Source organism: Nonomuraea sp. NPDC026600, from assembly GCF_040638335.1.
Taxonomy (GTDB): Bacteria; Actinomycetota; Actinomycetes; order Streptosporangiales; family Streptosporangiaceae; genus Nonomuraea.
The window spans coordinates 84,459-105,520 of the sequence record NZ_JBEZYD010000028.1; the positions used below are offsets into that span (position 1 = coordinate 84,459).

The 21,062-nt window shown below is 69.1% G+C and carries 21 protein-coding genes and 1 pseudogene; 8 read left to right on the forward strand and 14 right to left on the reverse strand.

Translation table 11 applies throughout. The features are described from left to right. Positions 1–206 precede the first annotated feature (206 nt). Positions 207–473 (forward strand): hypothetical protein, encoded by a 267-nt coding sequence (locus AB0F17_RS44790; RefSeq protein ID WP_358036265.1) that lies wholly within the window; start codon positions 207–209, stop codon positions 471–473. A gap of 334 nt (positions 474–807) precedes the next feature. Here AB0F17_RS44790 and AB0F17_RS44795 read toward each other — a convergent pair whose 3' ends face one another. Beyond that, positions 808–1,068, reverse strand: coding sequence for a hypothetical protein (locus AB0F17_RS44795; RefSeq protein WP_358036267.1), 261 nt, complete (start codon positions 1,066–1,068; stop codon positions 808–810). 867 nt (positions 1,069–1,935) lie between these two features. Here AB0F17_RS44795 and AB0F17_RS44800 point away from each other — a divergent pair. Together AB0F17_RS44800 and AB0F17_RS44805 are read left to right on the forward strand one after the other, a co-directional pair. Beyond that, positions 1,936–2,223 (forward strand): type II toxin-antitoxin system Phd/YefM family antitoxin, encoded by a 288-nt coding sequence (locus AB0F17_RS44800; RefSeq protein WP_358036269.1) that lies wholly within the window; start codon positions 1,936–1,938, stop codon positions 2,221–2,223. Continuing rightward, positions 2,220–2,492, forward strand: a complete 273-nt coding sequence (locus tag AB0F17_RS44805; protein ID WP_358036271.1) for a type II toxin-antitoxin system RelE/ParE family toxin — start codon at positions 2,220–2,222, stop codon at positions 2,490–2,492. The genes AB0F17_RS44800 and AB0F17_RS44805 overlap by 4 nt, the downstream gene beginning before the upstream one ends. Before the next feature lie 280 nt (positions 2,493–2,772). Here AB0F17_RS44805 and AB0F17_RS44810 read toward each other — a convergent pair whose 3' ends face one another. Further along, positions 2,773–3,453 (reverse strand): helix-turn-helix domain-containing protein, encoded by a 681-nt coding sequence (locus AB0F17_RS44810; protein ID WP_358036273.1) that lies wholly within the window; start codon positions 3,451–3,453, stop codon positions 2,773–2,775. A gap of 108 nt (positions 3,454–3,561) precedes the next feature. Between AB0F17_RS44810 and AB0F17_RS44815 the strand changes: the two genes are divergently transcribed. Together AB0F17_RS44815 and AB0F17_RS44820 are read left to right on the forward strand one after the other, a co-directional pair. After that, on the forward strand, positions 3,562–5,136 hold the full coding sequence (locus tag AB0F17_RS44815; RefSeq protein WP_358036275.1) for an FAD-dependent oxidoreductase: 1,575 nt from the start codon (positions 3,562–3,564) through the stop codon (positions 5,134–5,136). A gap of 75 nt (positions 5,137–5,211) precedes the next feature. After that, positions 5,212–5,700 (forward strand): annotated as a pseudogene (locus AB0F17_RS44820) (ATP-binding cassette domain-containing protein); the annotation flags it as partial. On the opposite strand, the gene AB0F17_RS44825 reads toward AB0F17_RS44820, so the two are convergent. The 10 genes from AB0F17_RS44825 to AB0F17_RS44870 form a co-directional block, all read right to left on the reverse strand. Then, positions 5,625–8,810, reverse strand: coding sequence for a BTAD domain-containing putative transcriptional regulator (locus AB0F17_RS44825; RefSeq protein ID WP_358036277.1), 3,186 nt, complete (start codon positions 8,808–8,810; stop codon positions 5,625–5,627). The pseudogene AB0F17_RS44820 and the gene AB0F17_RS44825 overlap by 76 nt on opposite strands. 12 nt (positions 8,811–8,822) lie before the next feature. After that, entirely contained in the window at positions 8,823–9,110 is a 288-nt protein-coding gene (locus AB0F17_RS44830; protein WP_358036279.1) for a hypothetical protein, read from the reverse strand. A gap of 13 nt (positions 9,111–9,123) precedes the next feature. Continuing rightward, entirely contained in the window at positions 9,124–10,113 is a 990-nt protein-coding gene (locus AB0F17_RS44835; protein WP_358036281.1) for a BadF/BadG/BcrA/BcrD ATPase family protein, read from the reverse strand. After that, on the reverse strand, positions 10,110–11,369 hold the full coding sequence (locus tag AB0F17_RS44840) for a 6-phospho-beta-glucosidase (protein WP_358036283.1): 1,260 nt from the start codon (positions 11,367–11,369) through the stop codon (positions 10,110–10,112). Before AB0F17_RS44840 ends, AB0F17_RS44835 begins: the two co-directional genes overlap by 4 nt. Continuing rightward, on the reverse strand, positions 11,366–12,265 hold the full coding sequence (locus AB0F17_RS44845) for a carbohydrate ABC transporter permease (RefSeq protein ID WP_358036285.1): 900 nt from the start codon (positions 12,263–12,265) through the stop codon (positions 11,366–11,368). The genes AB0F17_RS44840 and AB0F17_RS44845 overlap by 4 nt, the downstream gene beginning before the upstream one ends. Beyond that, positions 12,265–13,248: a sugar ABC transporter permease gene (locus tag AB0F17_RS44850; RefSeq protein WP_358036287.1), complete on the reverse strand. Its 984-nt coding sequence runs from the start codon at positions 13,246–13,248 to the stop codon at positions 12,265–12,267. Before AB0F17_RS44850 ends, AB0F17_RS44845 begins: the two co-directional genes overlap by 1 nt. Before the next feature lie 6 nt (positions 13,249–13,254). Beyond that, entirely contained in the window at positions 13,255–14,574 is a 1,320-nt protein-coding gene (locus tag AB0F17_RS44855; protein ID WP_358036289.1) for an ABC transporter substrate-binding protein, read from the reverse strand. 68 nt (positions 14,575–14,642) lie between these two features. Next, complete coding sequence (locus AB0F17_RS44860) at positions 14,643–15,800, reverse strand: ROK family protein (RefSeq protein WP_358036291.1); 1,158 nt, start codon at positions 15,798–15,800, stop codon at positions 14,643–14,645. Positions 15,801–16,017: 217 nt separating this feature from the next. Then, the gene (locus AB0F17_RS44865; protein ID WP_358036293.1) at positions 16,018–16,875 is read right to left on the reverse strand and encodes a hypothetical protein; all 858 of its coding nucleotides are present in this window, start codon (positions 16,873–16,875) and stop codon (positions 16,018–16,020) included. 199 nt (positions 16,876–17,074) lie between these two features. Next, on the reverse strand, positions 17,075–17,599 hold the full coding sequence (locus AB0F17_RS44870) for an RICIN domain-containing protein (RefSeq protein ID WP_358036295.1): 525 nt from the start codon (positions 17,597–17,599) through the stop codon (positions 17,075–17,077). A 244-nt stretch (positions 17,600–17,843) separates the two neighbouring features. On the opposite strand from AB0F17_RS44870, the gene AB0F17_RS44875 reads away from it, so the two are divergent. From AB0F17_RS44875 to AB0F17_RS44885, 3 genes are all read left to right on the forward strand, one after another. Next, entirely contained in the window at positions 17,844–18,320 is a 477-nt protein-coding gene (locus AB0F17_RS44875) for a hypothetical protein (protein WP_358036297.1), read from the forward strand. Between the two features lie 181 nt (positions 18,321–18,501). Continuing rightward, positions 18,502–19,473 carry an alpha/beta hydrolase gene (locus AB0F17_RS44880; protein WP_358036299.1) on the forward strand — a complete coding sequence of 324 codons (972 nt, stop codon included), beginning with the start codon at positions 18,502–18,504 and terminating at the stop codon, positions 19,471–19,473. Between the two features lie 316 nt (positions 19,474–19,789). Then, positions 19,790–20,002 carry a hypothetical protein gene (locus AB0F17_RS44885; RefSeq protein ID WP_358036301.1) on the forward strand — a complete coding sequence of 71 codons (213 nt, stop codon included), beginning with the start codon at positions 19,790–19,792 and terminating at the stop codon, positions 20,000–20,002. A gap of 215 nt (positions 20,003–20,217) precedes the next feature. Here the strand turns inward: AB0F17_RS44885 and AB0F17_RS44890 are convergent, their stop codons facing one another. Both AB0F17_RS44890 and AB0F17_RS44895 read right to left on the reverse strand, forming a co-directional pair. After that, a complete protein-coding gene (locus AB0F17_RS44890) occupies positions 20,218–20,445 on the reverse strand; it encodes a hypothetical protein (RefSeq protein WP_358036303.1) in 228 nt (75 codons plus the stop codon). Further along, positions 20,442–20,759, reverse strand: a complete 318-nt coding sequence (locus AB0F17_RS44895) for a hypothetical protein (RefSeq protein ID WP_358036305.1) — start codon at positions 20,757–20,759, stop codon at positions 20,442–20,444. The genes AB0F17_RS44890 and AB0F17_RS44895 overlap by 4 nt, the downstream gene beginning before the upstream one ends. Positions 20,760–21,062 lie beyond the last annotated feature (303 nt).

Consider the following 21,062-nt stretch of genomic DNA (forward strand, 5'->3'; position numbering starts at 1 on the left):
CCAAGAACGCATTTCAGGCATTCCCGGGTCGCATTCTAGGAAAATGCGAAATTCACCGTTCTGCATTCTCGGAAGTGAGGGCTTCATGCGTATTTTAAAGGAACTCGGTGGCCGTATGGTCGCCGCCCGGGTGGCATGCTCGTGATGAGTAGATCGTGATGGTTTTTGCTCTGTGGGCGGCAGTGTTGGTCCTCAGCCTGTTGACCGTGCTCAATCTGGTGCTGATGCTCGGTGTCATCCGCAGGCTGCGCGATCACACGCAGCGGCTCGACGGCCTGTACGAGCGGACCGGCAGCCCGGCGACCGGGCTGGAGGCCGGCGAGGTGGTGGGCGAGTTCGAGACCACGACCAACGAGGGCGAGACGCTGTCGGCCGCCTCTCTGGGAGAGCGGACCCTCATCGGCTTCTTCTCTCCCTCGTGCGCCGTGCAAGGATCTCGCGCCCAAGTTCGCCGCGCTGGCCGCCGGGCTTGACGGGGTGATCGCCGTGATCGCTGGGTTCCCTGATGAGATGGGCGACCTGGTCGACGAGACCCGCACGGTGCTGGCCGCCGGTCACACGCCCGACGCGCTGGACGGTGTCCTCACCCCCGCAGGTGGCTGACCGCTGACCACGCGACAAGAGTCGGTGCTCGGCGCCGCGGTGACCGGCGACATCGTGGTGATCCGCAACCCCAGGGGCGACCCGCCACTGCTGGTCAAGCGGCTGGTCGCGGCCGCGGGCGAGAAACCGCCCGCGACTCGGCGGATCTCCCAGCAGATCAACTGCCTAGTCCGTCAGGCTCCAACGCTGTCCGAGCCTCCAGGCTCATGCAGATGCGTCAATACGCCGAGCTAGCGCAAGGTAGCTGTCGATCGCGCCCGGCAGCACATCAAGATGAACGATCGTGCCGTTCGGGTGTGAAACCAGATCAGCCACAACAGCGACAGCCGGCGCATCTTCGTCACCAGCGATGACCAGCGCACCTGGGGTGATGATCGATGGATCACGCGCTTCGTCGAGGAACGTCCATACATACCCGGTCTGATCTTCTGCATTGAGATCGGCGGTGATGTCAACGTTGATCATCTTGATCGCCTCCTCGCACGGTGTCCCATCTCACCATGCCGGGGGTTCTCTTGAGGCGGCCCAAGCAGTTTCAACAACGTCTCGACTTGATCCAGAGCGTCGAGCAGCAGCGTCACGTGGGGACGGTCAAACGTCGGCAGCAACGTGAATCCCGCCTCCAATACCTGCCCGACCTCCACAAGATGCACAACTCGATATGTCGAGACTTTCCGGCCTGGATCCCGTCGAGAGACGCGGGTCCGATGTCATCCAACGCGGCGAACAGAGAGATGCCTAGGACGGGAACGCCGTCAAGAACAAACGCTCGTCGCACACGTTCGGCATGGGACTTGAGTTTCACCTCCGAGTCGGGACCACCGCGCACGATCAATGTCACCTTCGGGGGGACGATCTCCGCTCGAACGAAGTCTCTAAGGTCCGGGAGCTTCGACGCTCAGGCACCATACCGACAGCCGATTGCCCTGCGCGGCTCGACAGCAGATCTGGACCGCATGGCCCTTGGTTTCGTACCTCCATTAGCCACAGATGCGACATTTTGCAGTCGGGTTTCGAACCGGCCGATCTCAAGAAACTCGGCTATGCGCGAGCTATCCGACCAGCCGCCTGCTAAGACGAACGTGCCGCCCCCGCCAGCGAGATCAAGCCACCAGCGTCCACCGGCGTGGCCCCGTATGAGCGCCTGCATGTCACCCGGCGCAGGACCTGTCGAGTGGTCTGGCATGCTGTCGAAGCCATTTGCTGATCTTTTTCGGCGCGTTCTGAGGCAGGGCCTGACCATGGAGTGAGCGCTCCTACCGAGGAGCGCAGTGCATCGGCAACTAGCCGGAATCTTGGCCGATACCCAGACCATGGAGGTTTCATAGTTCCATGGAGACGATTCCGATCAGCGAAGCGAAGGACCGACTGATCGAGCTTGCCGACCGGGCCGCCCGCGAGCACGATCACTTCACGCTCACCCGGAATGGGCGGCCGCATGCCGTTATCGTGTCCGTGACCGAGTGGGAGTCCCTGCAGGAGACGCTCGAGATCCTCGCCGACCCGGAAATGCGCGCAGACCTGGTCGAGGCCGCTGCCGCTGAGGCGCGCGGCGACGTGACCACCGAGGAGGAGATGACCGCCATCATGACGACCCGCCTCGGCAAGGCGAGCGCGTGAGCGACCGCCACACCATCCTCCTGAGTCCACCGGCCCGGCGCGCGCTCGCCTCCGGCCTTCCCGGGACCGTAGCGGCTGCGGCCCGGGAGTTGATCACCGGCACCGTCGCTCACCAGCCATGGCGCGTCGGCAAGCCTCTCCAAGAGCCGTACAAGGGACTGCATGTCGCCCGCCGGGGGACCTACCGCGTGGTCTACCGCATCGACGAAGACAAACACACCGTGACGATCCAGTCCATCAAACACCGGCGAGACGCCTACCGCCCATAGAGCCCGCTGCTGCCCGGCCCTCCTGCCGGTACGCGCCAGGTAGCAGGCCGTACGCGCGCTTCCAGGCGTGAGCGAACGCGAACTCCGAGATGTGCCCGCCACCGCCTTCGAAATCGCGTCCGAGTCGCACAGAAGGCGGGGCCGCGACGATCCCACGTGAGATACGTCAGGGGGTACGGGCCGACCAGGGTCGTGGAACCGCCGGGCGAAGGCCGCGCGACCGCACGGCGCTCCGACGCGGCTGCCCAGACGGGTGGAAGGCCTCTCCACCTCATTCCCTTCATGTGGAGTGGGGCGTTGGCGGCGTCGGTGTGGCGGATGCGAACAGGGCGGCGTCCAATCCGGCGGCGAGCACGGTGTAGGCCTGATCCGCGTCGGCGAGTGCCTCGGGACAGGCGTCGTCGGCCGTACGGCCAGACACGATCTTGCGCCAGTTCTCGCGGCCGAGCACCTGCTGGACGGTGATGAGATGGGTGGCGACCAAGCGCAGGATGACATCGCCGACGTCGGCGTGGCCGGTCTCGCGCAATGCCGCGGTGAGCAGGTCGATATCGCGGCCGGTGTGATGCAGCAGCCGGGTCTCCAGGCTCGGGGTCGTGTAGATCAAGTGCTGGAAGGCCAGCACCGACGGAGCGTCGTTGAGGCCGGTGATCGGGTCGCGGTCGCGTAGCCCGGCGAGGAAGTGGTCACGCAGCGCGGCCACCGGTGTCTGCCCGACGGCGCGGGCGCGCACGACCCGGGCCGCCTCGCCCTGATGATCAGCGAAGCGCGCGAGCACGAGGTCGTCCTTGCTGGCGAAGTAGCGGAACAGCGTCGGCTTGGACACCTCTGCCGCCACCGCGACGTCGTTGACCGAGACCGCGTCGAAGCCGCGCTCGAGGAACAGACGCAGCGCCGTGTCGGCGATCAGCCGGCGCGTCCGTTCCTTCTTGCGCTCACGCAAACCCACCGGTGCGTCCATGGCGTCCAGCCTAGCCCAGAAAACACAACTCGGAAAAATTTGATACCGAGTTGCGTTTTTTGGCCGGCAGGTGTTTGCTGATCCCACCGAAACGGCGGAGGGAACATCATGACGAACGTGTTGATCGTGGGAGCCGGACCAACCGGCCTCACTCTGGCCTGCGAACTCGCCCGCCGCGGCGTTGACGTACGCGTCATCGACGCCGGCACGGCCCACCACCGCGACTCGCGCGGCAAGACTCTGCAGCCCCGAAGCCTTGAGGTACTGGAAGACCTCGGCGTAGTGGACCGGATCCTCGAGGCCGGTGTCACCCACCTCGCCTTCCGCAAGTACTTCAACGGCCAGCACGTCAGCGACGCCGACCCGTTCGACGGTGACGGTCCCACGCCCGACGCTCCCTACGACAGCGGGGTCTTCATCGGACAGTGGCGCATTGAGGAGATCCTGCGCGACAAGCTCGCCGAACACGGCGTGACGGTCGAGCTCGGGACCGAGCTCATCGACTTCACCCAGGACGACGACCATGTGGTGGCCACGACTTCCGGCGGGCAGCGCATCGGGGCCGACTACCTCGTCGGCTGCGACGGTGGGCGTAGCACCGTCCGCAAGCTACTCGGCGTGCGCTTTGACGGGCACACGGAGCAGGTCCAGGCCATGGTCTGCGGAGACGTCGAGGCCGACGGCATCACCCGCGATGCCTGGCACCAATGGTTCACGCCCGAAGGCGCGATCATGCTGTGCCCGTTGCCTGGCACCAACGCCTTCCAGCTGCAGGCGACACCCGAACTCGACGACCGGGGCGAGCCGTTGCCGCCCTCGCTGGACAGTTTCCAGCGCCTGTTCGACCGGCACGCCCGGGTGCCCGGCGTCCAGCTGAGCCGGCCCACCTGGCTGTCGACATGGCGGGTCAACGTCCGCATGGCCGAGCACTTTCGGGTGGGGCGCGTCTTTCTCGCCGGAGACGCCGCACACGTCCACCCGATCGCCGGCGGTCTTGGCATGAACACCGGCATCCAGGACGCCTACAACCTGGGCTGGAAGCTCGCGCTCGTGGCGGCCGGACAGGCCGGTCCCGGACTGCTCGACACCTACGAAGAGGAGCGCCTGCCGGTCGCCGCGTGGACGCTGGAAATCACCACCGACAGGCTGCGGCACGTACTGGAGGCGATCAAGGAGCCGGGCGCCGGGGTCGAGGCCGCCGCGACGCCCGCGATAGGCCGCGGCTACCGGTGGAGTTCGCTTTCTGCGGCAACCGGCGCGGGCGATCCCGCCGTCCTGTGCGCCGGCGACCGCGCGCCCGACGCGCCATGCATCGATTCGGCCGGCGAGCCGGTACGGCTCTTCCAGTTGTACGCCGGCCCGCGATTCACCCTCCTCGGGTTCGGCCCGGGCAGCGCCCAGGCACTGCGGGACGTCACCGCCAAACACCAGGGCCTCGTACAGGCGTACGCGGTGGATGGCGACGAACCGGGGCTTCGCGACCGCGACGGACATGCCCGGCGCGCCTACGGCATGACCGACGACGCTTTGGTGCTCATCCGACCCGACAACCACGTCGCCCTCGTCGCTCCTGCCCGCGAGACCGCCGCCGTCCTCACCTATCTGGACGGCCTGCATCGTGGATACAAGGCGGAAACCCGCATGGCCGTTTTCGACGACGGCGGGAGGAAGTCCTCTCAGTAGCCCTCATCAGGTCCCGGAAAGCCGCATCAGCGTCGTGTGCGAGCCATCTCAGTGCCCTGCCGCAGTGTGGGCGGCATGAACGCGACGATGTACGCCATCCAGGTAGAGGGCCTGGTGAAACGGTACGGGGAGACGACCGCGCTGCGCGGGGTCGGCTTCGCCGTGCGGCCCGGCACGGTGCTGGGGCTGCTCGGGCCCAATGGCGCGGGTAAGACCACGGTGATCCGGGTCCTGGCCACCCTGTTACGGCCGGATGAGGGCGTGGCACGGGTGGGGGGCTTCGACGTCACGCGGCGGTCGGGGGAGGTGCGGGAGCTGATCGGGCTGACCGGTCAGTACGCGGCGGTCGACGAGGACCTCACCGGGCACGAGAACCTGATGGTGATCGCCCGGCTGCTGGACCTGTCCCGTGCGGATGCCCGCGGGCGCGCCGAGGACCTGCTCACCCGGTTCGGCCTGATCGAGGCCGGGCGGCGCTTGGTGAAGACCTACTCGGGGGGCATGCGGCGGCGGCTGGACCTGGCCGCGAGTCTGATCGGCCGCCCGCGTGTGCTGTTCCTGGACGTCGCCAGGCCGAGCAGGCGGGCGGCCTCGCGAGACTCGCCTTCCACGATCGCCAGGTCGGCGAGGGCCTCGGCCGCTCCCGCGATCACCGAACGCTCTCCCACGGCCAGTGTCCGTCGCAGCCCCTCGCCGAGGTGGGCACGGGCGGCGGCCAGGTCGCCGTCTTCGGTGGCGGCCCGGCCCAGGGCGATGAGGGCGAGGGTCCGGGTCTGGGCCGGGTTCGGCTCCGCTTCCGAGGAGCGGGCCAGGACACCGGTCAGCACGGATCGAGCCCGGGCGAGGTCGCCGGACCTGCGGGCCAGCTCGCCCAGCCCGATGTCGGCGAACGCGAGAGCCATGGGCGAGCGGCGCGCGGCCTCGCCCGCCTTGACCTCGTCGAAGTCGGCCCGCGCGGCCGTGAGGTCGTCGGCGCGCAGCAGCTCCATACCGCGTTCGACCAGCATCCAGGCGGCGTCGCTGTCGGAGCCGAGCGTCCTCATGAACCGGACGGCCTCGGTCATGGCGGCGATGGCGGTGGCGTGGTCGCCGTTGATGCTGTGGCAGCTGCCGAGCGAGCCCACGGCGGCCGCCATGCCCCAGCGGTCGCCGACCGCGGCGAACGCGTCCCTGGCCGCGGTCAGGTGCGCGGCGGCCTCGGCCGCGCTCCCGAAGGCGGCCGAGGCGAACCCGTGGAAGAGCCGGGCGGCGGCGGCCAGCCAGGGGTCGGGGTGGCTCGACAACTCCGCGAGCTGGAGCAGCGCGGCGTCCCTGTCCGAGTCGGTATGAACCGGGTGCAACTTGGAGAGAACATTCATGAGCGCGACCGCCGGTTGACCGGCCTTCATGTCATCGGCCAGCCCGCGAGCGATGGACGCCGACCGCAGGGCACGCTCGGTCTGCTGGAGCGCGAAGTTGTGCATCGCGTCATAGGCGTACGCCGTCGCAAGGCTCTCACCCCGACCGGTCGGGTCGGCACCGGGAAGGGCCAGGGATTCGCGGAGCCAGGTCGCCGCCTCGTCGTGGGCGCTGCGGATGTTCCAGAACCAGCCGAGCGCCGCGGTGAGGCGGACCGCCGTCTGGGTGTCGGCGGTGTCGACCGCCCAGCGCAGGGCGGTGGTGAGATTGCCGTACTCCCTGGCCAGCCATTCCAGCCGGCGCAGTTGCTCGGGGCCACGCAGGGCCGGTTCCGCCGTCTCGGCGCATTGGGTGAAGTACGCGGCGTGCGCCCGCCGTACCGGCTCGGCCTCGCCGGATTCGGTCAGCACGCCGGCGGCGTACGCGCGGATCGTGTCCAGCATCTGGTAGCGCGGGAGAGCACCGGGGGTCTCCAGCAGTTCCACGAAGGACTTGTCCACCAGCGAGCCCAGCGCCTGCAGGACATCCTCGGCGCGCAGCGGCGCGATGCCCTCGGTCAGGGGCCCGCCCCTCGCGTCCGAGCACACCGCCTCCACCGACGCCAGCGTCGCGCCGCCCGCGAAGACGGCCAGCCGGCGGGCCAGCACGCGCTCCGCCTCGCCGAACAACTCCCAGCTCCACTCCACCACGGCGAGCAGCGTCTGATGCCGCGGCAGCGCGGTACGGCTGCCGCCCGTCAGGAGCCGGAACCGGTTCCCCAGCCGTGCCGCGATCTCCTCCACCGGCAGGGAACGCAGGCGTGCGCAGGCCAGTTCGATGGCCAGCGGAAGGCCGTCGAGCCGCCGGCACACCTCCGCGACAACCGGCAGGTTCTCCATAGTGAGGGCGAAGCCGGGGCGTACCGCGGCCGCCCGGTCGGCGAACAGCCGGAGCACCGGGAAGCCCGAAGCCGTCGCGAAGTCCGTCCCGGGCGACGGCACACGCAGCGGAGCGACGGTGTGGAGCACCTCGCCGCCGATGGCCAGCGGTTCGCGGGACGTCGCGAGAACCCGCACCTGAGGGCAGCGGCTCACGACCGCCTCGGCCAGTTCGGCGCACGCGTCGATGAGATGCTCACAGTTGTCCAGCACGATCAGCAGGCGCCGTTCGCGCAGCGCCTCGGCGAGACGCCCGACGGGCTCGCGCGCCCGTTCCGCCTCCGGCCCGGCCGTCGCGGGCCCGGAGTGGAGCAGCCCGCTCTCATACAGGCCGAGGGCGGCCGAGACCGTCGCGGGGATCTGGCGGGGATCACGTACTCCGGCCAGTTCGACCAGCCAGACGCCGTCCCGGACGCTCGCGGTCCGCCGCGCGGCGATCCCGGCGGCGATCTCGGCGGCGAGCCGGCTCTTGCCCGCTCCGCCCGGCCCGACCAGCGTCACCAGCCGAGCCTCCGCCAGCAGCTTGCCGACCCGCTCCAGCTCCTCCTCCCGCCCGACGAAGCTGGTCAGAGCGGTCCGCAGGTTGGTACGCCGGGACGGCGGCGGCCCGGCCGGATCGGCGGCACCGCGCAGGATCGCCAGGTGCAGCGCACGCACCGGCGGCGACGGATCGCTGCCCAGCCTCTCCGCGAGTGTCCGGCGCAGATCCTGGTACGCGCCGAGTGCCTCCGCCGCCCGCCCGGCCGCGTACAACGCCCGTATGTGCAGCTCACGCGGCCGCTCACGCAACGGCTGCGCCCTGATCAACCCCTCCAGTTCGGCGATCGTCTCGTCCGGCTCGCCGAGCGCCAACTCCACCTCGGCGCGGTCCTCGACCGTACGCAGCCTCAGCTCGGTCAGGCGGGCGGCGGCGGCCTCGGCGAAGTCCACCGCGCCGAGCTCGGCCAGGGGCGGTCCGCGCCACAGCCGCAACGCCTCGGCGAACCGCCGCGCCGCCATCGGGAGATCACCCGATTCCCGGGCGACACGCCCCTCGGCCGCGAGCTTCTCGAACCGCTCGGTGTCGACCGTCCCCTCGACCGTGCGCAGCCGGTATCCGCCCGGCGCCAGCTCCAGTCGTACGACGTCCTCGGCGGGCAGCGCCCGGCGCAACCGGGAGATCAGCGACTGCAGCGCGTTGGTGGCGCCACTCGGCGGCTCGTCTCCCCACACCGCGCCGACGAGCCCTTCCGCCGAGACGGGTCGCCCGCCGGCGAGTACGAGCCGGGCCAGCAGCCGGCGCAGCCGCACCCCGGCGATCTCGACGAGCACGCCGTCGTCGTCGCGTAACTCCAGCTCACCAAGAAGCGCGATCCGCACGCCGTCAGCGTCTCACGAAGCCCGGATGCCGGGCCGCCCCTGAGCGCCCGGACGGTCACGCGTCCACGACAGGATCCGCGCCGCCAGGTCGGCGACGTCCTCGCGCCCGCTGTGGAACACGGTCGGGATCAGCGCGCGGCCTTCCGCGGCGTCCGTCATCGCCTCCTCGACCCACTCCGGCGGCGAGCCGCGATCCCGCAGCCGGTCCTGCCGCACCTCGTCGGGGTCGTACGCGGGCCACCCGGGCGCGGCTTCCGGCACCGCGATGGGCACCCCGAGCAGCGCGCCGTCGTCGAGCAACTCGTCCGAGGCTCTACCCGCAGGTGGTGCTGGCCCGGTAGGAGTCGCGTAGGCGGTGTTCCGCGTCGGGGCTCGCGCCGAGCCGGTCCAGGCCCAGCAACGCGGCGCCCACGGCCGGAGGCACCTCCACCACGCGGGCCGTCGCCTTCGGTGCCACCTGCTCAAAACCGGTGTGGATGCGGTCGAGCAGGTACTGATCGCCACCCGTGAGCACGCCGCCCCCGAGCACGATGTCCACCGGAACGTGCAGCAGATCCAACCGGCGCAGCGCCGCCGACGCGAGCAGGACCACCTCCCTGGCCAGCCGGTCGACCACTTCTCTGGCCACGGTGTCGCCGGACCCCGCGGTCGCCAGCAGCAGCGGATTGAGCTCCTGGAGCCGGGCGCGGCCGACCTCCCCGAAGTGGAGCCGCTCGACGAGGTCGGCCACCGAGGACACGGCGAAGTGATCGGTCACCACCCGCCGCAACGCGGTGTCGGGGCCGCGACCGTCTTCGGCCCGCACCGCCCGCCACAACGTCTCGTCGCCCAGGAACGAACCGCCGCCCCAGTCGCCGGACAACCGGCCGATCGCGGGGAACCGCAAGGTCCTGCCGTCCGGCGCCACACCGACGCAGTTGATGCCCGCCCCGCAGACCACGGCGACCCCGGGCCCAGGGGTACCGGCGCGCAGCAGCGCGAAGATGTCGTTGTCGACGGTGAGCCCCTCGGACCAGCCCAGCGCGGCCAGCTCCCGCGTCAGCGCCTCCTGTTCCCGGCGGAAGTCGACTCCGGCGAGGTAGGCCGCGGTGTGCCGGGCGTACGGGGCGCGCGCCGCTGGATCGACCTGCCGCGCCGCCTGCCGCACCAGCGCGTCGAGGGTGGTGGCACTGGCGGCGATCCCTACGTTCTGCGCCGACGCCCCGGGGCCGCGCACCCGTGACAGCACCGTGCCGTCGGCCGCGACGAGGAGGACGTCCGTCTTCGAGTTGCCGCCGTCGATCGCCAGCACTCCGTCGATCACGCCGCCGCCCAGGGCAGAAGGTCACGGTTGACGGAGACCAGCCGGTCGGCCAGGGTCGCCGACTGGTCGATCTGGCCGATGAGCGGGTGCGCCAGCAGCGCGTCGAACACCCGGTCACGGCCGCCGTGCAGCGCCGCCTCCAGGGCCAGGTTCTCGTACGCGGTGACGTGGGCGACCAGGCCCGTGATGGCCGGCGGCAGCGGGGCCACCGGCAGGGGGACCGGGCCGGCGCCGGTGATCCGGGCGGGCACCTCGACCACGGCGTCGGCGGGCAGGAACGGCAGGGTGGAGCCGTTGCGGACGTTCACCACCTGCACATCTCCCTTGTCGCCCAGCAGGGACGCCACCAGCCGCACCGCCGCCTCCGAGTAGTAGGCGCCACCGCGTTGCTCCAGCAACGCCGGTTTGGCGACCAGGCTCGGATCGCGGTACATCTCAAGGAGACGGTGCTCGATCTCGGCCACGGTCTCGGCTCGTGACGGGCCCCGCTGGCCGGCCACGATCGCGTCGTGACGGTAGTAGTACTTCAGGTAGTAGGACGGCACGGCGCCGAGCCGGCGCATCACGTCGGCGGGGAGCCCGACGTGCTCGGCGAGCTCGTCGGCATGGTCGGACAGCAGCCGGGGGAGCACGTCCACGCCGTCGACGCGCACGGCACGCACCCAGGTCAGATGATTGAGCCCGGCGTGGTCCAGCGTGATCGTCTCCGGCGCGACACCCAGTTTCCCGGCCACCCAGCGCTCGAAGGTGATGGCGACGTTGCAGAGCCCCACCGCACGGTGACCGGCGTTGAGCAGCGCGCGGGTGACGATGCCGACCGGGTTGGTGAAGTCGACGATCCAGGCCTTCTCGCCGGCGACCCGCCGCACCCGTTCGGCGATGTCGAGGACCACCGGCACCGTGCGCAGCGCCTTGGCCAGGCCCCCCGCACCTGTGGTCTCCTGACCGACGCACCCGCATTCCAGCGGTACGGTCTCGTCCGTCACGCGGGCGGCCTGGCCGCCGACGCGTAGCTGGAGCAGTACGGCGGCGGCCCCGTCGGCACCGGCCTCGAGATCGGCGGTGAGGCGCACCTTGGCCGGATGACCCGCGTGATCGAGCAGGCGGCGCGCGAACCCGCCCACCACCTCGAGCCGCTCGGTGTCGGGGTCGACCAGCGCGATCTCCTCGATGTCGAGGGCGGCGTACTGATGGGCGATCCCGCTGACCAGTTCCGGGGTGTAGGTGGAGCCGCCTCCGACGATGGTGAGTTTCAACCCTTGACTCCTGTGAAGGTAATGCCTTTGACGAAGGACTTCTGAGCGAGGACGAAGAGGAGGATGACCGGCAGCATGACCACGACCGTCGCGGCCATGGTGAGGTTCCACTGCACCTGGTGCGCGCCCCGGAACGAGGCCAGGGCCAGCGACAGGGTCCACTCGTCCGGGTTCTCCCCGGCGTACAGCAGCGGCCCGAAATAGTCGTTCCAGGTGTACATGAAGCAGAACAGGGAGATCGCCGCGATGCCGGGCCGGGTCATCGGGAGCAGCACCCGCAGCAGCGTCCGCAGGTCGCCACAGCCGTCCACGCGGGCGGCGTCGAGGTAGGACTGCGGGACCGTGAGGAAGAACTGCCGCAGCAGGAAGATGCTGAACGCGTCGAGCAGGAAGTACGGCAGGATCAGCGGCCACAGGGTGCCGGTGAGGTGGAGACGGGCCCACAGGATGTAGAGCGGGACCGACAGGACCTGTGGCGGGATCATCATGGCGGCGATGATCACCAGGAACACCGTCTGGCGGCCCCGCCAGCGCATCCGGGCCAGGGCGTAGGCGGCCGGGACGCTGGACAGCAGCATCCCGGCTGTGGCGAGCAGCGAGTACATCATGCTGTTGCCCAGATACTTCAGCAGCGGCGCGGTGCGGAACACCTCGGCGAAGTTCGCCGGATGCCAGGACCGCGGCCACAGATCGGCCGTCAACGCCTGCCGGTCCGACATGAACGCGGTGAGCGCGACGAAGACCAGGGGCAGGACGAACATCAGCCCGATGGCCAGCGCGATGCTGTGCACCGCGATCCAGCGCATGAGGCCGCGCCGGTTCGACCGGCGGCGCGCCGGTCCGCGCCGGGACGTCGAGCCGGCGGCGAGGTCGGTGGTGGTGGTGAGAGTGGCCATCACGCCATCTCCTCGGCATGGGAAGCACGGCGTAGACGGTGCACGAAGAACACGGTGAACACCGTCGAGACCACGAACAGGGCGATGGACATGGCTGATGCGTAGCCCATGTTGTAGTAGTGGAACCCCTGCTGGTACAGCCACACAGGGAAGGTCAGCGTCGAGTTGTCCGGGTAGCCGATGACCCGCCGGCTGCCGGCGATGTCGGCCGACCCGGAGGCCACCGACGCCGCGACCACCGCCTGGGTGAAGTACTGCAGCCCGAGGATGATGGAGTTGATCACTCCGAAGACGAGCACCGGCGTGATCGCCGGAAGCGTGACGTGCCAGAACCGCCGCAGTGAGCCCGCGCCGTCCAGCGACGCCGCTTCGTAGAGCTCACCGGGCACGTCCAGCATCCCCGCCATGATGATGATGATCAGCTCGCCCGAGGCCCACAGGGTGAGCAGGGTCAGCGCGGGTTTGGCCCACGCGGGGTCGCTGAACCACAGCGGCCCGGAGACGCCGAACCAGCTCAGCACCGTGTTCACCGGCCCGGTGCCGGGATTGAAGAGGAAGGTGAAGGCCAGGGTGGCCGCCACCGGCGGGGCCAGCGCGGGCAGGTAGATCAGCGTCCGGAACAACCCCGCGCCGTTTCTGACCCGGACCAGCACGGCCGCGACCCCGGTGGCGAAGACCAGGCGGAGCACGGTGATGACGACCACCAGCCACACGGTGTTGTAGGCCGCCTTCCGGGCCAGCGGATCGCCCCAGAGGAGGAAGACGTAGTTGCGCAGCCCGACCCACACCGGAGTGTTGAGCAGGTCGTAGCGGGTGAAGGAGTAGTAGACCAGCGCGAGGAGCGGGTAGACGACGAACAGCGCCAATCCGGCCAGCGCCGGTGCCATGAAGGCCAGCGGCCGTATCCAGTGTCCCGGCCGCGGCCGGATCCACCTGGTGAGGCTGGATCCGGCCACGTGCGTGGTGTGCGGTGCGGCGGTCATCAGTGGTCAGCTGCCGAGTTGCGCGTCGGCGTCGATCTGCGCGCCCGTCTTGGCCAGTCCCGCCTTCAGGTCGGTGGCGCCACCGCTCTGATAAGCGATGGCGAAGTCCTCGGCGGACTTGAGGTAGGCGCCGCCGTTCGCGCTGGCCGGGTTCGTGGCCAGGTTCGGGTTGGCGAAGATGTCGAGGAAGGTCTTGAAGTGGACGTCCTTCTGCAGCGTCGGGTCCTGCAGCGCGGGGACCGTGGACGGGACGTTCTTGAGGCCATGGGCCAGTTCCTGCAGAGCACCGGGGTCCGTCGACAGGTACTTGAGCAGTTCCCAGCCGGCACCGGCGTTCTTGGCGCCCTTGGGAATCCCGATGATCGTGCCTGTGGTGTAGCCGCCCCCGTACAGGTCGGGCTTGTTGTCCGCGACCGGGAACGGAGCCGTGGCGTAGTCCAGCTTGGGCGCCTCGGCCTCGATGAAGGCGGTGCGGAACTCACCGTCCATCGCCATCGCGATCTGCCCCTTTTCAAAGGCATGGTCCGGTGAGTACTCCTGGCCGAGACCGGCCGTGAACTTCGCCAGCTTGTCGCGCCCGTAGAAGTCGGTGAACTTCTTCCCCCACTCGAGCATCGCCTGCCACTGCGGGTCGGTGCCGAGCGTGGACTTTCCGTCCTGGCCCGCCCACTGGGCGCCCCAGCTCGCCGCCCACATCTGCACGTGGTTGGCGTAGAAGCCGATCGTGGGCACGAAGCCGGCGACCTTGATGGACCCGTCGGGGTTGACCACCGTCAGCTTCTTGGCGGCTTCGAACAGCTCCGACATCGTCTTCGGTGGCGCGCTGATGCCGGCCTTGGCGAACATCGCCTTGTTGTAGTAGAGGCCGTAGACGTCGGCGAGCAGCGGCATCGCGCAGCGTGTGCCCTTGAATTCGGTGTACGCGCGGGTGGCGGCGGGAAGCTGGTTCAGGTCCACCTTGTCGCGGGCGATGTAGGCCTTGAGGTCCTGCCAGGCGCCGCCGGAGCAGAACTGGCCGATGTTGTCGGTGGAGAAGGAGATGGCGACGTCCGGAGGGTTTCCTCCTCTGATCGCCTGGGCGACCTTGTCGTCGTCCTGGCTTCCCTGGTTCTTGACAGTGATGTTGGGGTGCTTGGCCTGGAAACCGTCCAGCACCTTCTGGAGCACGCCCAGCTCGCGACCGCTGAACTTGCTCCAGACGCTCAGGGAGACCTTCTCGCCGGCGCTCGGCGCATTGGCCGTCCCCGATGAGCTCGTCTCCGGGCCACACGCACTCGCCAGGAGTGCGAATGCCGCACACGCCGCCGCGACACAGATTCGTCGCATCGAAACCCTCCAAGGGGGGTGAACTGCTGACCCGCCGCCATGGTCAGGTCAAGGGGTTGAGGCTGTCGTCAGGAATGGATGGCGAACACCTCGTCGCGCGCTCCGGCCAATGCCAGCCGCAGCGCGCCGGAGCGGACCGGGTTACCGGTCAGCAGGCTCGGTTGAATCTTCGGCCGGGGAAGGACGAGTCCGCCCAGTTCCTCGGTGACCAGGCCGCACAGGACGCTGCCGCCGGCCCGGCCGATATCGCCGGTGAGGACCACCAGCTCGGGATCGATCACGGACACCACACCTGCCACGGCCAGCGCCACCCGGCGGGCCAGGTCATGGAGAAAGGCCGAGCGGGCGACCGGGTCCGTGCCGAGATCCTGCGCGAGCAGCTTGTCCAGATCGTCTCCGGCGAGTCCGTGCGCGTGGGCCAGCTCCAGGACCGCCTTGGTGCCGAGCACGTCACCGATGCGCCGGCCACCGGTTACGCCGGAGGGCGGGCAGGGCATCCAGTCGATCTCGCCGGCGCCACCGGAGGAGCCTCTTAACAACCGCCCGCCCGAGACGACCGCGGCACCGATCCCTCGCCCCATCCAGATCAGCACGAAGTCGTCGACCCCGACGGCTTGACCGACCGCCATCTCGTCGAGGGCGACCAGGTTGACGTCGTTCTCGACGGCCACCGACGTGCCGAGCGATCCTGACAGCCGATCCAGGACGTCGAAGCCCTGCCACGGCGGCAGGTGCGGGGCGAAGCCCAGGTGCCCGGTGCGCGCGTCCACGGAACCGGGCACTCCCACGACGACCTTGTGCAGTTGCCCGGTGGTCAGGCCCACCTCGGCGGCGGCGACGGAGACCGCACGGCACAGATCATCGGCATCGAGGTCGGCCTCCTCGACGGGACGGTATCGGTGCTCGGCGACGATCTCTCCGCAGATGTCGGACACCGCTATGTCCAGCGTGCGCGGGGTGAGATCGACCGCCGCCACGTAGGCCAGCGCGCCGTTGACCGCCCAGAGTTGCGCGCGCGGTCCCTTACCGCCCTCCCGGAGCCCGGCGCGCCGTACGTGACCACTCTTCTCCAGCCGAAGCAGGAGGTCGGCTGTCGCCGGTTTCGACAGGCCGATGTGCGAATCCAGCTCCAATCGAGTCAGCGGCCCTCGATCGAGCAGAGCCAGCAGCGCCGCGCGGTCGTTGATCCGGCGCAGCAGCTGAGGGCTTCCCCCGCGCTGTTCCACTTGGGCTCCCTTACTATCTGGGAACTTCCCAGACTATTGGGGAGGAATGTACCCCATGCACATCGGCCCACGTCAAGAGGCCATCGCAAGAGAATCGAAGAGCGCGCTTATGCGTGATCGCGGCCGCGATGCCGGTTGAGGACGGTCATCACGCGATCTTCAGAGGTCCGCACGACCGCCGGAACATCACGTGCTGGCCGTCCACCTGAGGTGCTGGTCAGAAAGGAACTCTGCCGCCCCGCAGGACCGGCAGCCCGCTACCGGAGTCGAGCACGACGCGATCGCCGAGCGGCCGCTTGAGCGTGACGGTCGCGCGGCCGAGCAGGAGCATCAGGTTACACATGCCGCCGGAGCCTTCCTCGTCCACGTCCACGACCACCACGTCGTCGGTCTCGTAGGCCCGGGTACCGTGCACGCGGTCACAACTGCCGTACCCGTACTTGACAAGCAGCTCGTTGGGATTGCCAGGCATGGGGTCGAAGCTCCGCACCTCTTCGCGGCCCCCCTTCACCGCATGGGGACGCGGGGTCGTGGCCGAGGGATCAACGGCCACCACGACGAACCTCTCCTTGATCCCCTTGGCCGTGAAGTGCCAGGCAGGCACCCGGATCGTGCCCCGGCTGGTGGCCAGCGCCGTCTCCCCAAGCTCGACGCCGGTCATCCGGAGCCGACGGCAGCCCTTACGCGGGCACTCCTCGTCGATGAAGTCGGCCGGCTCGCTGAGCCGCGCGTACGCCGTCGCGGCGGTGATGAGCGGCACCTCCGAGACTGAGCCGTCCGGCCAACGCAGCGGCACGCGGGCCGGAGAGTCCGCGGGTAACTCGGCGTCCAGGGCCCACGCGCCGTTGTGCAGACTCAGAGCCGCCCAGGCGGGTATGCGCTCCCATCGCGGCACGACGTCGAGCCCTGCCAGCGGGACGAAGCCCGCACGCCACGCCTGGTCGATCGGGGAGCCCTGCCAGCTCGCCGCCAACCCTCGAGCACGCCATTCGAACGCGCCGGGCGAAACACGGTCGGACCAGCTGCAGGAGGTCAGGAGCAGCGTCAGTAGCAGGCACCCGATCGTCCTACGCAAGAGCTCTCCCTCGGCTTGATCACCACCAGGCTAGAGCAGATACGTCAAGCGCTGACCTGCGGTAGACCTGCTCAGGAACCGGAACTCACTCACTCACTCACGAGCGCGCCGCGATGCCTTCGACCGGCATTGCGGCGCGCTCGTGCTCGTGCTCGTCAGTACGCGCAGGTAGATGATCGATCGTCCGATCCCTGGCCGGTCAGGGGGTCGTTCCATCGTCGTAGGAGAAGCCGAAGCTGCCCGGCCAGCCCTCTAGCAGCCACTGCTGTGTGGGGCCAAGGGCACAGCTCTGCGTAACCAGCTGGGTGCCGAAGGCTGTGCTGCCGTTGGCCGGGCCGACGCACGAGAAGCCGGAGTGTTGCCGGAGGAACCATACGCCGTCAGGGGCACCGGGCTGCAGTGCGACGAAGGTCCACTGCTGATCACCTGCGGCGAAGTTGACGCAGCTCCGCAGCACCAGCCGGGTGCCGACAGGGGCCGGGTTCTGGGTGTTGGCCAGGCTGAGGCACTTGCCGCTGGAGTGACGGATCGAGTTGTCCGTCGTGCTGGCGACGGGCGCGAAGCCGTGCCAGCGTTGACCGCAGTCCATCAGCACTATCGAGGTGCCGTCGGCCGTGCCACCGTTGAAGGGGCCGATGCACCTGGCGGGTGTCACGATGGCGTTGCTACGAATCGCCGTGAACGGGAAGTCGGCCGCCTGGGCGGCCGTTGCTGCCATCGCCACGGATATCACCATGGTTAACCCGGTAAGGACGATGAGGAGAAGTCGGCGCACGTTCGCTCCTTTGAAGTTGACGGATCTTGTGACACGCGGAGCGCGTGTCTGCCTTGTAGGCGTGCCATCCGGTGCCAGGTGCTGGAACCGCGTGTACCGCATCACCGCCAGGCGTTCCATCTCGTGCCAGCTGATCGAACCTCCCCATCGATGTCCTCTTGAAGCCGACACCCGACCCCTTGGAGAAGCCGTCATGACCATGCCTGACCACATCACGACTTGGCGCGACGCTCGCTACGACATGCCTGTCAGCCAGCAGTTGGAGCGCTACGACGAGCTGGCCGCCAAGAACGCATCGGCTCGCGCGCGGATGGAGCTGGTGGCGCGGGGGATCTATGACCCTGCCCGGCACGGAGCCGATGACCGTCCTCCGCTCACCGTGGGCGAGCACATCGAACTGCTGGCGCTGGCGGAGTGCATCGCGCGCACCGTGCGCCATCCCTCCAACATCCACCACGCACTGCTGGCCGGGGTCACCTGGGCCGACATCGCCCACATCGTCGACTCCGACGAGCCGACCGTCCGGCGGGACTACCAGCAGTGGGCTGACGACCAGCACGAACTCAACCAGCGCTACCCTGACCGCGGCATGACCGCCGACGAGCACGCCGCCGCGACCGCCAGAGCCGCGGAGGGGTATGGAGGCGCGGCTGGGCATCCTGTCCCATGAGTGGAGTGATGCGCGCGATAACCCCCTGTTAGGGGAGAGTTTTATGCCCTGTTTGCTGGCTATATCCGGTTTAGCGGGGAGGGTTGAATCGCATGGCGTCGGAGGTCTCCGCCCATGGTCCGGAGTCGTCTCCGCAGGGGAGACCGGCGCATCACACGGTGACACAGTTGAGGAGAACCACATGTCCGATGCCGTCAAGCCTGTTCAGCCGGTCCTGGAGCCGGCGGCGGCCGCCTTCGTGAAAGCCACCGCCAATCCGCCGTACCTGTTCGACCTGGCGCCGGCCGAGGGCCGCAAGGCGGTCGACGAGGTACAGTCCGGCGAGATCGACAAGCCGAACGTCGACGAGGAGTGGATCACCGTCGCGGGCGGTCCGACGGGCAGCGTCCAGGCCCGCATCGTCAAGCCGGCCGGGGCCGAGGGCAAACTGCCGGTGATCCTCTACATCCACGGCGCGGGCTGGGTGTTCGGCAACGCCCACACCCACGACCGGCTGGTACGTGAGCTCGCCGTCGGCGCGGACGCCGCCGTGGTCTTCCCCGAGTACGATCTGTCCCCCGAAGCCCGCTACCCGGTCGCCATCGAGCAGAACTACGCCGTCGCCCAGTGGATCGTCCAGCAGGGCGCGGCCAAGGGCCTGGACGTCTCCCGCCTGGCCGTGGCCGGAGACTCCGTCGGCGGCAACATGACCGCCGCGCTGACCCTGATGGCCAAGGAGCGCGGCGACGTCCCCTTGCTCCAGCAGGTCCTGTTCTACCCGGTCACCGACGCGAACTTCGACACCGGCTCCTATCACCAGTTCGCCACGGGCTACTTCCTCCGCCGGGACGGCATGCAGTGGTTCTGGGACCAGTACACCACCGACGAGGCCCAGCGAGCCGAGATCACCGCCTCCCCGCTGCGGGCCACCGCCGATCAGCTCACCGGCCTGCCCCCGGCCCTGGTCATCACCGGCGAGGCCGACGTCCTGCGCGACGAGGGTGAGGCCTACGCCGGCAAGCTCCGCGAGGCGGGCGTGCCGGTCACCGCCGTACGCTTCCAGGGCATCATCCACGACTTCGCCATGCTCAACGCCCTGCGCGAGACCCACGCCGCCGAGGCCGCCATCACCATGGCCGCGGCCACCCTGCGCACTGCCCTCCACCAGCGCTGACACCCGGACGGGACCGCAAGTCTCAGCCCACTGCGGTTCCCGTGCACGGCGCCTTCGCGGACGCCGCCAGCGGGTCGGGGGGCATCGCCGAGCTTCCGAACGACGGTGGCATCGCCGAACCCGCTGCGCGGCCCGGCGTCCAACGCCGCGTACATCGCCCCGGCGGCCTCCCAGCTCGACGGCTCCGTCGAGCGCCGAATCCGGGCGGATGTCACGGCCAAGTCGGGTGATCGTGGATGGCTCGCCGCCGTTTGGCGCGCAATCCCAGAGGAAACTATCAGCAATGACTCAGTAACTCTATGTGATAGGAGTTCACATGCGTCGTCTGGTAGTCACCCTCGTCTCCGTAGCCGCCGCGGGCGCGCTGACACTCGGCTTTGCCGCGACGGCTCAGGCCGCCGCCCGCGAGTACATCACTGTCGCCGCGTGCGTGTTCGCCGGTGGTGTGGTCGTTCCTGACTGGCTGAGCCCGACCGGACGCACCTGCGTCGGCGGCGGCTACCACGGGTACCCGGTCTTCCCCTACTAGCACCCGCTATGCGAACCGGCCCGCCTCCCGCCACTCCGGGGGGCGGGCCCTCCTTCTTTTGCGTCGCGGTCGAGCGCGGCGAGCTGCCCGACGTGCCGCGTTCGTCCCGCGTGGAGAACCTGCCGTTGGACCTGTTGCGCCATGACATGTTCACCGCCGACGACCTCGGCATGATCGCCCCGTCCTCAAGGAGGGGACGGTCTCCTCTCGCCACCTCACGGGCCTCGGCGGTGCGGGTCACGCGCGGCCACGGTGCGCTCGCAAGCCTCATGTACGGGATCACCGGCCTCCCACTGGAACAGCACTCCCAGTCCGGCGCGGTCGCAGACCACGACCCGCGCGCCGCAAACGGCCGTCTCCCAGGTGGACACCCGGATTCCGGGGTGGTGCTCAACGAGGCAGAACGGTCCCACACCGGCGAACGCGAGCACATAGGTCGTCACCCCGCTCCCTCCGCATCGGTCAACAGGCGAGCAACGCGGCGGCGGAAGCAGTCATCCGGTGAAATGACGACGTGTGTGGTCGTCTGGTCGCGCTGGGTGCGCAGCAGGACCTCGCCATGCCGGTATGACGGATGACGGGCGCGTCGCTCGAGACGCACTGTCCGCACCAGGCCGCTCGCACCCGGCGAGAGCGTCTTCAGGGCTCCCACCAGCAGTTCGGTCGCCCGCTCTTTCTCGCTGGTCACACCACATGAGCCCGCACCGAGATCGTCCCGGGCGTACCACGAGTAGAAGCCATCCAGGTCTGGTTGCATGATTCCATAACTACTCTGCGTAGTCACATGTGTACAGGTGGGAATGGGGGAGAGAAGCGGAGAGCCCCCAGTCCTGCGAGGTGTCGTCCATGGGCAGCGAGCGCAAGACACGCAATCCGCCACCGGCATGGGCAGTACGGCTGAGGGCCCGCGCTACTGGTCGCAGAAGGAGATGGCCAAGCGGCTTTTCGAAGCTGCCCCACACGAGGTCCAGCAGCACTTCCCGAGCCGCGAGTCCCTCATCCGGGAGATCCGGGATTGGGAGACGGGCACCTGGAAACCGGGCGATGTCTGTCGCAGGCT

Bases quoted from the DNA above. Each gene is read 5' to 3' on its own strand.
- AB0F17_RS44795 (WP_358036267.1), bottom strand. From the start codon at position 1,068: ATGATCAACGTTGACATCACCGCCGATCTCAATGCAGAAGATCAGACC.
- AB0F17_RS44800 (WP_358036269.1), top strand. From the start codon at position 1,936: ATGGAGACGATTCCGATCAGCGAAGCGAAGGACCGACTGATCGAGCTT.
- AB0F17_RS44810 (WP_358036273.1), bottom strand. From the start codon at position 3,453: ATGGACGCACCGGTGGGTTTGCGTGAGCGCAAGAAGGAACGGACGCGC.
- AB0F17_RS44815 (WP_358036275.1), top strand. From the start codon at position 3,562: ATGACGAACGTGTTGATCGTGGGAGCCGGACCAACCGGCCTCACTCTG.
- AB0F17_RS44845 (WP_358036285.1), bottom strand. From the start codon at position 12,265: ATGGCCACTCTCACCACCACCACCGACCTCGCCGCCGGCTCGACGTCC.
- AB0F17_RS44850 (WP_358036287.1), bottom strand. From the start codon at position 13,248: ATGACCGCCGCACCGCACACCACGCACGTGGCCGGATCCAGCCTCACC.
- AB0F17_RS44855 (WP_358036289.1), bottom strand. From the start codon at position 14,574: ATGCGACGAATCTGTGTCGCGGCGGCGTGTGCGGCATTCGCACTCCTG.
- AB0F17_RS44875 (WP_358036297.1), top strand. From the start codon at position 17,844: ATGACCATGCCTGACCACATCACGACTTGGCGCGACGCTCGCTACGAC.
- AB0F17_RS44880 (WP_358036299.1), top strand. From the start codon at position 18,502: ATGTCCGATGCCGTCAAGCCTGTTCAGCCGGTCCTGGAGCCGGCGGCG.
- AB0F17_RS44885 (WP_358036301.1), top strand. From the start codon at position 19,790: ATGCGTCGTCTGGTAGTCACCCTCGTCTCCGTAGCCGCCGCGGGCGCG.
- AB0F17_RS44895 (WP_358036305.1), bottom strand. From the start codon at position 20,759: ATGCAACCAGACCTGGATGGCTTCTACTCGTGGTACGCCCGGGACGAT.